The sequence below is a fragment of the Pseudomonas sp. NFR02 genome (genome assembly GCF_900119375.1).
Taxonomy (GTDB): Bacteria; Pseudomonadota; Gammaproteobacteria; order Pseudomonadales; family Pseudomonadaceae; genus Aquipseudomonas; species Aquipseudomonas paracarnis.
Genome location: NZ_FPJJ01000001.1, coordinates 798,218 through 808,581, shown reverse-complemented (window position 1 = coordinate 808,581; position 10,364 = coordinate 798,218). Strand labels below are relative to the sequence as shown.

The 10,364-nt window shown below is 60.1% G+C and carries 14 protein-coding genes; 10 read left to right on the top strand and 4 right to left on the bottom strand.

Annotation, left to right across the window (positions count from 1 at the left end; all coding sequences use genetic code 11):
• Window positions 1-5: 5 nt before the first annotated feature.
• The 8 genes from nuoI (at window position 6) to BT199_RS03790 (ending at window position 7,179) form a co-directional block, all read left to right on the top strand.
• Entirely contained in the window at window positions 6-554 is a 549-nt protein-coding gene (gene nuoI, locus BT199_RS03825) for an NADH-quinone oxidoreductase subunit NuoI (protein ID WP_014718911.1), read from the top strand.
• A 9-nt stretch (window positions 555-563) separates the two neighbouring features.
• Window positions 564-1,067 (top strand): NADH-quinone oxidoreductase subunit J, encoded by a 504-nt coding sequence (gene nuoJ, locus BT199_RS03820; protein WP_003174726.1) that lies wholly within the window; start codon window positions 564-566, stop codon window positions 1,065-1,067.
• A gap of 2 nt (window positions 1,068-1,069) precedes the next feature.
• Window positions 1,070-1,378: an NADH-quinone oxidoreductase subunit NuoK gene (gene nuoK / locus BT199_RS03815; RefSeq protein WP_003174727.1), complete on the top strand. Its 309-nt coding sequence runs from the start codon at window positions 1,070-1,072 to the stop codon at window positions 1,376-1,378.
• Entirely contained in the window at window positions 1,375-3,228 is a 1,854-nt protein-coding gene (gene nuoL, locus BT199_RS03810; RefSeq protein ID WP_014718912.1) for an NADH-quinone oxidoreductase subunit L, read from the top strand. Before nuoK ends, nuoL begins: the two co-directional genes overlap by 4 nt.
• 55 nt (window positions 3,229-3,283) lie before the next feature.
• On the top strand, window positions 3,284-4,816 hold the full coding sequence (gene nuoM, locus BT199_RS03805; RefSeq protein ID WP_014718913.1) for an NADH-quinone oxidoreductase subunit M: 1,533 nt from the start codon (window positions 3,284-3,286) through the stop codon (window positions 4,814-4,816).
• Window positions 4,817-4,823: 7 nt separating this feature from the next.
• Window positions 4,824-6,287: an NADH-quinone oxidoreductase subunit NuoN gene (gene nuoN, locus BT199_RS03800; protein ID WP_003174731.1), complete on the top strand. Its 1,464-nt coding sequence runs from the start codon at window positions 4,824-4,826 to the stop codon at window positions 6,285-6,287.
• A 237-nt stretch (window positions 6,288-6,524) separates the two neighbouring features.
• A complete protein-coding gene (locus tag BT199_RS03795; protein ID WP_072433924.1) occupies window positions 6,525-6,875 on the top strand; it encodes a type II toxin-antitoxin system RelE/ParE family toxin in 351 nt (116 codons plus the stop codon).
• Window positions 6,865-7,179, top strand: a complete 315-nt coding sequence (locus tag BT199_RS03790; RefSeq protein ID WP_014718915.1) for a helix-turn-helix domain-containing protein — start codon at window positions 6,865-6,867, stop codon at window positions 7,177-7,179. The genes BT199_RS03795 and BT199_RS03790 overlap by 11 nt, the downstream gene beginning before the upstream one ends.
• 58 nt (window positions 7,180-7,237) lie before the next feature.
• On the opposite strand, the gene BT199_RS03785 is transcribed toward BT199_RS03790, so the two are convergent.
• Both BT199_RS03785 and BT199_RS03780 read right to left on the bottom strand, forming a co-directional pair.
• A complete protein-coding gene (locus BT199_RS03785; protein ID WP_072433923.1) occupies window positions 7,238-7,990 on the bottom strand; it encodes an outer membrane beta-barrel protein in 753 nt (250 codons plus the stop codon).
• A gap of 125 nt (window positions 7,991-8,115) precedes the next feature.
• On the bottom strand, window positions 8,116-8,949 hold the full coding sequence (locus BT199_RS03780) for an arylamine N-acetyltransferase family protein (RefSeq protein WP_072433921.1): 834 nt from the start codon (window positions 8,947-8,949) through the stop codon (window positions 8,116-8,118).
• 120 nt (window positions 8,950-9,069) lie between these two features.
• Between BT199_RS03780 and BT199_RS03775 the strand changes: the two genes are divergently transcribed.
• On the top strand, window positions 9,070-9,306 hold the full coding sequence (locus BT199_RS03775) for a DUF6555 family protein (protein WP_014718918.1): 237 nt from the start codon (window positions 9,070-9,072) through the stop codon (window positions 9,304-9,306).
• A 30-nt stretch (window positions 9,307-9,336) separates the two neighbouring features.
• On the opposite strand, the gene BT199_RS03770 is transcribed toward BT199_RS03775, so the two are convergent.
• Both BT199_RS03770 and BT199_RS03765 read right to left on the bottom strand, forming a co-directional pair.
• Complete coding sequence (locus BT199_RS03770; RefSeq protein WP_005789138.1) at window positions 9,337-9,531, bottom strand: DUF6021 family protein; 195 nt, start codon at window positions 9,529-9,531, stop codon at window positions 9,337-9,339.
• Window positions 9,532-9,543: 12 nt separating this feature from the next.
• Complete coding sequence (locus tag BT199_RS03765; protein WP_014718919.1) at window positions 9,544-9,723, bottom strand: hypothetical protein; 180 nt, start codon at window positions 9,721-9,723, stop codon at window positions 9,544-9,546.
• Between the two features lie 114 nt (window positions 9,724-9,837).
• On the opposite strand from BT199_RS03765, the gene BT199_RS03760 reads away from it, so the two are divergent.
• Entirely contained in the window at window positions 9,838-10,359 is a 522-nt protein-coding gene (locus BT199_RS03760; protein WP_014718920.1) for a DUF3087 family protein, read from the top strand.
• Window positions 10,360-10,364 lie beyond the last annotated feature (5 nt).

Here is a 10,364-nt window from a genome sequence, read left to right as displayed (position 1 = left end):
GACCCATGTTCAAATATATTGGCGACATCGTTAAGGGTACCGGTACCCAGTTGCGAAGCCTGGTGATGGTGTTCGGTCACGGCTTTCGCAAACGCGACACCCTGCAATACCCCGAAGAAGCGGTGTACCTGCCGCCGCGCTATCGCGGCCGCATCGTACTGACCCGCGACCCCGACGGCGAAGAGCGTTGCGTAGCCTGCAACCTGTGCGCCGTGGCGTGCCCGGTGGGTTGCATCTCCCTGCAAAAAGCTGAAACCGAAGACGGTCGCTGGTACCCGGACTTCTTCCGCATCAACTTCTCGCGCTGCATTTTCTGCGGCCTCTGCGAGGAAGCTTGCCCGACCACCGCGATCCAGCTCACCCCGGATTTCGAGATGGCCGAGTTCAAACGTCAGGACCTGGTGTACGAGAAAGAAGATCTTTTGATCGCAGGTACCGGTAAAAACCCTGATTACAACTTCTATCGTGTTGCAGGTATGGCCGTTGCCGGTAAGCCAAAAGGCGCCGCACAAAACGAAGCCGAGCCGATCAACGTGAAGAGCTTGCTGCCTTAAGGAAGAAAGATGGAATTCGCTTTCTATTTCGCATCGGGTATTGCAGTGGTGTCCACGCTTCGCGTGATCACCAACACTAACCCCGTGCACGCCCTGCTCTACCTGATCATTTCACTGATCGCCGTGGCCATGACCTTTTTCAGCCTCGGCGCACCGTTCGCCGGTGTGCTGGAAGTGATCGCCTACGCCGGCGCCATCATGGTGCTGTTCGTGTTTGTGGTGATGATGCTCAACCTGGGGCCGGCTTCGGTCGCCCAGGAGCGCGTCTGGCTCAAGCCCGGCATCTGGCTCGGCCCGGTTGTCCTCGCAGCGCTGCTGCTGGGTGAACTGCTGTATGTGCTGTTCGCTCACCAGAGCGGCCAGGCCATCGGCCACACCACCGTAGACGCGAAAGCCGTGGGCATCAGCCTGTTCGGCCCGTACCTGCTGGTGGTCGAACTGGCTTCGATGCTGCTGCTCGCCGCAGCCATCACTGCCTTCCACTTGGGCCGCAACGAAGCCAAGGAGCAATGACGATGCCTGCTATCCCTTTGGAGCATGGTCTGGCGGTCGCCGGCATCCTGTTCTGCCTTGGCCTGGTCGGCCTGATGGTTCGCCGTAACATTCTGTTCGTGTTGATGAGCCTGGAAATCATGATGAACGCCGCGGCACTGGCGTTCATTGTGGCAGGCGCACGTTGGGGCCAGCCGGATGGGCAAGTGATGTTCATCCTGGTGATCAGTCTGGCAGCCGCCGAAGCCAGTATTGGCTTGGCGATCCTGCTGCAGCTGTATCGTCGCTTCCACACGCTTGATATCGACGCTGCCAGTGAGATGCGCGGATGAACATGATCTTTCTGACTTTCGTATTCCCCCTGATCGGTTTCCTGCTGCTGTCGTTCTCTCGCGGGCGCTGGTCGGAAAACCTCTCGGCCCTGATCGGCGTGGGCTCCATCGGCCTGTCGGCCATCGTGGCCGCCTACGTCATCTGGCAATTCAACGTGGCACCGCCTGAAGGCGGTCACTACACCCTGGTGCTGTGGCAGTGGATGGCGGTCGAGGGCTTCAAGCCCAACTTCGCCCTCTACATCGATGGCCTGTCGATCACCATGCTCGGCGTGGTGGTGGGTGTGGGCTTCCTGATCCACCTGTTCGCATCCTGGTACATGCGCGGTGAAGCGGGTTACTCGCGCTTCTTCTCGTACACCAACCTGTTTATCGCCAGCATGCTGTTCCTGGTGCTGGGCGATAACCTGTTGTTCCTGTACTTCGGCTGGGAAGGCGTGGGCCTGTGCTCGTACCTGTTGATCGGTTTCTACTACAGCAACCGCAACAACGGTAACGCAGCACTCAAGGCGTTTATCGTCACCCGCATCGGCGACGTGTTCATGGCCATCGGCCTGTTCATCCTGTTCCAACAGGTGGGCACGCTGAACATCCAGGAACTGCTGGTGCTGGCACCGCAGAAATTCCAGGTCGGCGACTTCTGGATCACCCTGGCCACCCTGATGCTGCTGGGCGGCGCCGTGGGTAAATCTGCGCAACTGCCACTGCAAACCTGGCTGGCGGATGCGATGGCCGGCCCTACCCCGGTGTCGGCACTGATCCACGCCGCCACCATGGTGACCGCCGGTGTCTACCTGATCGCCCGTACCCACGGCCTGTTCACCCTGGCGCCGGACATCCTGCACCTGGTGGGCATCGTCGGCGGCGTGACCTTGGTACTGGCCGGCTTCGCCGCGCTGGTGCAGACCGACATCAAACGTATCCTCGCTTACTCGACCATGAGCCAGATCGGCTACATGTTCCTGGCCCTGGGCGTTGGCGCCTGGGACGCGGCGATCTTCCACCTGATGACCCACGCGTTCTTCAAGGCGTTGCTGTTCCTCGCCTCCGGTGCGGTGATCGTCGCCTGCCACCACGAGCAGAACATCTTCAAGATGGGCGGCCTGTGGAAGAAACTGCCACTGGCCTACGCCAGCTTCATCGTCGGTGGTGCCGCCCTGGCCGCCCTGCCGTTGGTGACCGCCGGTTTCTACTCCAAGGACGAGATCCTCTGGGAAGCCTTTGCCAGCGGTAACCAGAACCTGCTGTACGCAGGCCTGGTGGGTGCGTTCATGACCTCGCTGTACACCTTCCGCCTGATCTTCATCACCTTCCACGGTGAAGCCAAGACCGAAGCGCACGCAGGCCACGGCATCTCCCATTGGTTGCCACTGTCGGTGCTGATCATCCTGTCGACCTTCGTCGGTGCGATGATCACCCCGCCACTGCACGGTGTATTGCCACAAAGCGTGGGCCATGCCGGCGGCGAAGCCCAGCACAGCCTGGAAATCGCCTCGGGCGCCATCGCCATCGCCGGTATCCTGCTGGCGGCCCTGCTGTTCCTCGGCAAGCGTCGCTTCGTGACTGCCGTGGCCAACAGTGGCATTGGTCGCTTCCTGTCGGCCTGGTGGTTCGCTGCCTGGGGCTTCGACTGGATCTACGACAAACTGTTCGTCAAACCTTACCTTGCGATCAGCCACGTGCTGCGCAAAGACCCGCTCGACCAGACCATCGGTTTGATCCCGCGTGCCGCCAAGGCCGGTCACACCGCCCTGAGCCGCAGCGAGACCGGCCAATTGCGTTGGTATGCAGCGTCCATGGCGGCCGGTGCCGTGCTGGTGATCGGCGCCATCGTCGTGGTAGCGGTCTGACTATGTTTAAGTGCACTGCGTACTTTGCAAACTTGCGAAAGGAAACGAGCCCGTCATGATTCTGCCCTGGCTAATCCTGATCCCCTTTATCGGCGGCCTGCTCTGCTGGATGGGTGAACGCTTCGGCGCCACCCTCCCCCGCTGGATTGCGTTGCTGACCATGTCCCTGGAACTCGCGCTCGGCCTCTGGCTGTGGGCCCACGGTGACTATTCATTCGCTCCGGCACCGGGTGTCGATCCCACCTTCGCGCTTGAATTCAAGCACGTGTGGATCCAGCGCTTCGGCATCAATGTGCACCTGGCCCTCGACGGCCTGTCGCTGTTGATGATCCTGCTGACCGGCCTGCTGGGTATCCTCTCGGTACTCTGCTCCTGGAAAGAGATCCAGCGTCACGTGGGCTTCTTCCACCTGAACCTGATGTGGATCCTGGGCGGCGTTGTCGGCGTGTTCCTGGCGCTGGACCTGTTCATGTTCTTCTTCTTCTGGGAAATGATGCTGGTGCCGATGTACTTCCTCATCGCGCTCTGGGGTCACAGTTCTTCGGACGGCAAGAAAACCCGGATCTACGCAGCGACCAAGTTCTTCATCTTCACCCAGGCTTCCGGCCTGATCATGTTGGTGGCGATCCTGGGTCTGGTCCTGGTCAACTTCAACAACACCGGCGTGATTACCTTCAACTACGCCGACCTGTTGAAAACCAAGATGTCGCTGACCACCGAGTACGTGCTGATGCTGGGCTTCTTCATCGCCTTCGCGGTGAAGCTGCCGGTGGTGCCGTTCCACTCCTGGTTGCCTGACGCCCACGCCCAGGCGCCGACTGCCGGTTCCGTGGACCTGGCCGGTATCCTGTTGAAGACCGCTGCCTACGGCCTGCTGCGTTTCGCCCTGCCGCTGTTCCCGAATGCCTCGGCCGAGTTCGCGCCGATTGCCATGACCCTGGGTCTGATCGGGATCTTCTACGGTGCGTTCCTGGCCTTCGCCCAAACCGACATCAAGCGTCTGATTGCCTTCTCGTCCGTTTCCCACATGGGTTTCGTACTGATCGGCATCTACTCCGGCAGCCAGCTGGCGTTGCAAGGCGCAGTGATCCAGATGTTGGCCCACGGTGTTTCGGCCGCTGCCCTCTTTATCCTCAGTGGCCAGCTGTACGAACGCCTGCACACCCGTGACATGCGTGAGATGGGTGGCGTGTGGTCGCGCATCGCATACCTGCCGGCGATCAGCCTGTTCTTCGCCGCCGCATCCCTGGGCTTGCCGGGTACCGGTAACTTCATCGGCGAGTTCCTGATCCTGATGGGTGCCTTTGTGCAAACGCCGTGGATCAGTGCCATTGCTACCTCCGGCCTGGTGTTCGGTTCGGTCTACTCGCTGATCATGATCCACCGCGCCTACTTCGGCCCGGCCAAGTCCGACACCGTCCTGCAAGGCATGGACGCGCGCGAACTGATCATGGTGCTCGGCCTTGCGGTACTGCTGATCTTCATCGGCGTGTACCCGCAACCGTTCCTGGACACTTCTGCCGCAACGATGCATGGCGTGCAGCAGTGGTTCGGCACCGCCTTCTCCCAACTCGCTTCGGCCCGGTAAGAGCGCTATGGAATTCACGATCCAACACTTTATCGCGCTTGCGCCGCTGCTGATTACCAGCCTCACCATCGTGGTGGTGATGCTGGCAATCGCCTGGCGCCGCAATCACTCGCAAACGTTCCTGCTGTCCTGCGCCGGGTTGAACCTGGCCCTGCTGTCGATCATCCCGGCCCTCAAGGTCGCGCCACTGGCAGTCACGCCATTGATGATGGTCGATGACTTCGCGCTGCTGTACATCGCCCTGATCCTGGTGGCGACCCTGGCCTGCGTCACCCTCGCCCACGCCTACCTCGGCGAAGGCGGCACCGGCTACCCGGGCAACCGCGAAGAGCTGTACCTGCTGATCCTGCTGGCTGCGGCCGGCGGTATCGTGCTGGTCAGCGCGCAGCACCTGGCGGGCCTGTTCATCGGCCTGGAACTGCTGTCGATCCCGACCTACGGCCTGGTGGCCTACGCCTTCTTCAACAAACGCTCCCTGGAAGCCGGCATCAAGTACATGGTGCTGTCGGCAGCCGGTTCCGCGTTCCTGTTGTTCGGTATGGCCCTGCTCTACGCCGAAGCCGGCAGCCTGAGCTTCACCGGTATCGGCCACGCCCTGGCCGCTACCAACAGCCCGGCGCCGATTGCCCAGCTGGGCCTGGCGATGATGCTGATCGGCCTGGCGTTCAAGCTGTCGCTGGTGCCATTCCACCTGTGGACCCCAGACGTGTACGAAGGCGCCCCGGCGCCGGTGGCCGCGTTCCTGGCGACCGCGTCGAAAGTGGCCGTGTTTGCAGTGATGGTGCGTCTGTTCCAGATCTCCCCTGCCGCCAACACCGGCGTGCTGAGCAACGTGCTGACGGTGATCGCCATTGCGTCGATCCTGTTCGGTAACCTGCTGGCGCTGACCCAGAACAACCTCAAGCGTCTGCTGGGTTATTCGTCCATCGCCCACTTCGGCTACCTGCTGATCGCCCTGGTGGCGAGCAAAGGCCTGGCCGTGGAAGCCATTGGCGTGTACCTGGTCACCTACGTGATCACCAGCCTGGGTGCGTTCGGCGTCATCACCTTGATGTCGTCGCCGTACAAAGGCCGTGACGCCGACGCCCTGTACGAATACCGCGGCCTGTTCTGGCGCCGTCCGTACCTGACCGCCGTGCTCACCGTGATGATGCTGTCGTTGGCCGGTATTCCGCTGACGGCGGGCTTTATCGGCAAGTTCTACATCGTCGCGACCGGTGTCGAAGCCCACGAATGGTGGCTGGTTGCCTCGCTGGTACTGGGTAGCGCCATCGGCGTGTTCTACTACCTGCGCGTGATGGTCACCCTGTACCTGATCGAGCCAAACCTGCGCCGTGTAGATGCCGAGCTGCATTGGGAACAGAAGGCGGGTGGCGTCATGCTGCTGGCTATCGCCCTGCTCGCGTTCTTCCTGGGCGTGTACCCACAACCGTTGCTCACCCTGGTGCAGCACGCGGTGCTGGGCGTTTGATCGCTTAGATTGATGCAGTAAACAGAACGGCGCCTTTGGGCGCCGTTTTGCATTTCCCAGAACTTGCTTTTCCCCTCCTCGGCTCGCTGATTTTTCCTTCTCGATCTACCTCTTCATCTGGCATCTACCCGCTGAAGCCGGCCGTATGGTGTCTGCGTTTTAAGAAAGTTCCCACAGCAAGGTCACTTGACCCAACGCGGGTGGGCCACCAAACTCTACGCAGGCAACGTACAGAACATGGATGCTCTATTTATCGAACTGCCGGCATTCGAGCGGTATCGCAAAGACTATCTGAGTGACGAGCTTTTCCAGGGTTTTCAACAGGAGTTAATGAAAAACCCCGAAGCAGGAGACGTGATCGAAGGGACGGGCGGGTTGAGGAAGGTTCGCTTCATCGATGAACGACGAAACAAAGGCAAGCGCGGTGGCCTGCGGGTCATTTATTACTGGTGGTCAGGCGGTACGCAATTCTGGTTATTCACCTTGTACGGCAAACACGAACAAAACGACCTGGCACCGCAACACAAGAAAGCCCTTAAACACATGCTGGACAGGGAAATCAAAGCGAGAATGCACGATGAAACGTGACATCTTTTCCGAACTGGTCGAAGGCTTCGACGCCTTGGCCGATGAACGCCAGGGTAAAATCACCCTGCGCAACCACAAAGTGCACCTCAACAAGCTGGCGCCGCTTACCGCAGACGAGGTGATCGCTGTGCGCCAGCAACTCAACCTCTCCCGGTCGGTATTCGCCATGTATCTGCGTACCAACACCCGCACCCTGGAGAACTGGGAACAAGGCCGGGCCAAACCCAACGCCCAGGCCGTCACCCTGATCCGCCTGGTGGCGCGCTTTCCGGAAACCGTGGCGCAACTGGCCGCACTGGGCTGACCTGCAAGCCGAAAAAAAACGCCCCGGCAGTTCGGGGCGTTTTTTCAGTGCAACAGCGTCAGAACGCGATACCCACCTTGAAACCATACTCATCACGCTTGAGCTTGGTGTTATCGGCCACATAGGAGTCGTCGTCGAGCTTGTACTCGGTACGCGTGTAGTACAAGCCCGCCATCACTGGCAGGTCGCCCTTCTGGTTCATCAGCAGGCTGACTTCGGCATAAGGGTTGGTGCGGTCCTTGAGGTCCACGCTGTCGCTGCCAACGCCGTCCACCTTGAGCTTGGCGCGGCCGTCGATGGTGTGACGGGCGCCGGCTTCAACGCGCAGGGTCATGTCATCGAACTGGTGGTTGTAGCCCAGAGCGGCCTTGGCAAACGGCGACTTGTTGGTGAGCTTCATGTCGTAGCCATTGGTGTCCGGCTCGTAGCGGGTCCAGGTGTAACCACCACCCACGATCACGTCGACGAAGTTGCGCGCATCCAGCGCGGCACGCCAGCCGAGGTCGAGGTCAGCCTGGCCTTCCTTGAGCTTGTTATCGCTCTTCTCGCCGTACTTGGCTTCGATACCGGCCTGGTAGATAAAGCCCGACTCGGCGGTGAGCTTGTTGCCGAAGTTGTAGAACAGGCCCGCTTCGGGCATGTGGTCCTTGTCGCTTTCGCTGCCGCCTTCAAGTTTGAAGTCGTTGTAGCTGCCCATGATCCCGAACGTGGAAATCGGGTCGGTGGAGGGTGCAGCAAACACCACGCCTGGCGCAGCTACCAGGGCCAGCAGCGAGGTGCTCTTGATGAATTTTCCGAATAGTTTGGACATCGTTTTACATCTCCATTTTAAGGTGGGCAAAGTATTCAGGAATCGGTTCGAACCCTCGCGTTTGCGAAAAGTTCGAACTGATTTGCACCAAAATGGAGAAAAAACGGTTCAGCGAAGGCTCTATCTCAATATTCTTCAGGATTCATGCGAATAAGGCGTTCGACGGCTTCGCGCAGTTGAGGCTGATCCGGCAGCCGAATGCCGAAGGTGTCGCGCAAGAGCCCCAGCAGTTCATCGGCACTCTCAAGCGTGCGCTTTTCACTGGGTCGATCCAGGTAATGAAGCGCATAGCGGGCGTTGGCCAAAGTATGACGTTGGCCGGGAGCCAGTAGCGCCGCTTTCAACTGCCCCACGAACGGTGACCCCGGGTGCGTTGAGACATACCAGTTGCCGATTTCATAGTCGATATCGGCCTGCACTTGCAGGTCGAACACATACAAGCCGCGCCACTCCTCACCGACCTGGGCCCACAACGTGTAGCTGCCCTGATGGTGTGTCAGGCGAAAAGGCTCATGGGCCGTGGCCTGGGGCGCTTCGTTGTCCAGTTGCAACGGGCTGCTGGGGACCATGCCACCGAAGCCCACATCGGTGATATAGCGCACGCCATCAACGGTCACCAGGCTCAGACGGTGAGTACGCCCGGTGTGGGCGTCCGGTGGCCCGCCAATCACCACACGACCGGTGATGCCACGGGCGTCAAAACCGAGCGCCTGCAACAGCGCCAGGAACAGCTGGTTCAACTCATAGCAATAGCCGCCGCGTCCCTGGTGCAACACCTTCTGCGCGACGCTTGGCAGGTCAATCGGCACCGGCACCTGCATCAGGGTCGACAGGCTTTCAAAGGCGAAGGTGCACACATGGCGCAGTTGCAAGTCCCGCAGGGTCTGCAAGGTCGGCGCCGGTGGCGAGGCATAGCCCAGGCGTTGCAGGTACAGGCGGCTATCCGTGGGTGTGAGCATGGCGCGATCCTCGGGCGCAGGGCAAGAGCGTCACTATGCCGCGCCTCTGCGTACGTTGTCATTTTGAATGAACCTTTTAGAACGACGGCCTATCCATCTATAACAAGACAGGGAGGCAACATGAGTACCGCAAAAATCTACACCATCCACTATCAGCTACACGGTAAACCCAAGTCTTTCGTGGTGCGCGCCGAGGTGATGAACAACGCTGAAGCTTGGCACTGGGCGGCCGTTGATGCCGACATTGCGCATGTCAGCCGCATCGGTCGCGTTGGTCACGAGCAAGTGAAAAAAACTACCCGGCCCTGGGCGGAAAAATACGGTATCAGCGACGTCAGCTGGAACCCGCCCAAATAAACAAAGCCCCGCACAACGGCGGGGCTCGGTTCACTTCTTCAAGTCGCCCAACGGATCGTAGGGCGGCTTTTTCTCAGATGACTTTTTCTCATCCAGCGGTGCAATAGCCGGGCCTACCGGATCAACCTGCGGGTCGGCCACATCGGGCGAGTCCGGGTCAAAACCCAGCTCATCCTTACCACTGGCGTGCTCGTTGGAGTGGGGACCATCGGTACGTTTGTTCATCACATGCTCCTGCTAAAGCGGGCGCGCTTTGTCGTGGAGGTTTTCCAGGTCTTCTTCGACGCGCTCCACATCGTTGTCGGGGCCACGCTCTTTGGGATCGTTGGGACGCAGTGCATCGTTGTCGCGCTCCTCTTCACCCGGCGTGCGGTTAGGATCCGGTGTACCCGGCGGTGGCTGCTTGTGTTCAGACATGACGGCATACCTCATGGGGGCTTCACAGGTTTAGAGAAACCGTGCGCAGCCATCGTTCAACTTCATTGTTGCAAGCATGAGAAGATAAGCGCCCTTTCTGGAGACCTGAACCGGATGTTCGAGCTCAAACCCTGCGACCCCGTCACCTACCGTCAACAAACCCGCCGCAGCACGCTGATCGTGGCCGTGCTATTCCTGGCCCTGGCCATGCTGCTGTCGAGCCTGGCGGTGATGCTGTTCGGCGAACCTGGCGGTGACAACTTTCGCTTCAATGTCGGCGGTGTATTTGCCGCTGTGTTGATCGTCTTGGCGCTGGTGCGTGGTCCGTTCTGGAGCCAGGCCTGGTTGGCGCCAGCGGTGTATGGCTGGCAGCTCAAGCGCAGCCTGATGAGCGTGACCAACGTGATGCACAAGGTCACCGAGCGGGTACAAGCTAACGACCCCACCGCCATCAAGCTGTTGCGTTTCTATCACTTGGGGCTGACGCAGATGCATGAGCTGGACGCCAACTCCAGCGCCCAGGCGCAACTGGTCGGCGAGATTGACGCACACAAGGCGAAGATGCACGCGATGGGGATCGATACCGAACAAACCCGGCTCGATCCCGCGTGGCTGGAAACGCTCAAAAGCGCTTGAGGCGT

What these genes read in the sequence shown, in the direction of transcription:
- nuoI (WP_014718911.1), top strand. Translation starts at nt 6, where the DNA reads ATGTTCAAATATATTGGCGACATCGTTAAGGGTACCGGTACCCAGTTG.
- nuoJ (WP_003174726.1), top strand. Translation starts at nt 564, where the DNA reads ATGGAATTCGCTTTCTATTTCGCATCGGGTATTGCAGTGGTGTCCACG.
- nuoK (WP_003174727.1), top strand. Translation starts at nt 1,070, where the DNA reads ATGCCTGCTATCCCTTTGGAGCATGGTCTGGCGGTCGCCGGCATCCTG.
- nuoL (WP_014718912.1), top strand. Translation starts at nt 1,375, where the DNA reads ATGAACATGATCTTTCTGACTTTCGTATTCCCCCTGATCGGTTTCCTG.
- nuoM (WP_014718913.1), top strand. Translation starts at nt 3,284, where the DNA reads ATGATTCTGCCCTGGCTAATCCTGATCCCCTTTATCGGCGGCCTGCTC.
- nuoN (WP_003174731.1), top strand. Translation starts at nt 4,824, where the DNA reads ATGGAATTCACGATCCAACACTTTATCGCGCTTGCGCCGCTGCTGATT.
- BT199_RS03795 (WP_072433924.1), top strand. Translation starts at nt 6,525, where the DNA reads ATGGATGCTCTATTTATCGAACTGCCGGCATTCGAGCGGTATCGCAAA.
- BT199_RS03790 (WP_014718915.1), top strand. Translation starts at nt 6,865, where the DNA reads ATGAAACGTGACATCTTTTCCGAACTGGTCGAAGGCTTCGACGCCTTG.
- BT199_RS03785 (WP_072433923.1), bottom strand. Translation starts at nt 7,990, where the DNA reads ATGTCCAAACTATTCGGAAAATTCATCAAGAGCACCTCGCTGCTGGCC.
- BT199_RS03780 (WP_072433921.1), bottom strand. Translation starts at nt 8,949, where the DNA reads ATGCTCACACCCACGGATAGCCGCCTGTACCTGCAACGCCTGGGCTAT.
- BT199_RS03775 (WP_014718918.1), top strand. Translation starts at nt 9,070, where the DNA reads ATGAGTACCGCAAAAATCTACACCATCCACTATCAGCTACACGGTAAA.
- BT199_RS03770 (WP_005789138.1), bottom strand. Translation starts at nt 9,531, where the DNA reads ATGAACAAACGTACCGATGGTCCCCACTCCAACGAGCACGCCAGTGGT.
- BT199_RS03765 (WP_014718919.1), bottom strand. Translation starts at nt 9,723, where the DNA reads ATGTCTGAACACAAGCAGCCACCGCCGGGTACACCGGATCCTAACCGC.
- BT199_RS03760 (WP_014718920.1), top strand. Translation starts at nt 9,838, where the DNA reads ATGTTCGAGCTCAAACCCTGCGACCCCGTCACCTACCGTCAACAAACC.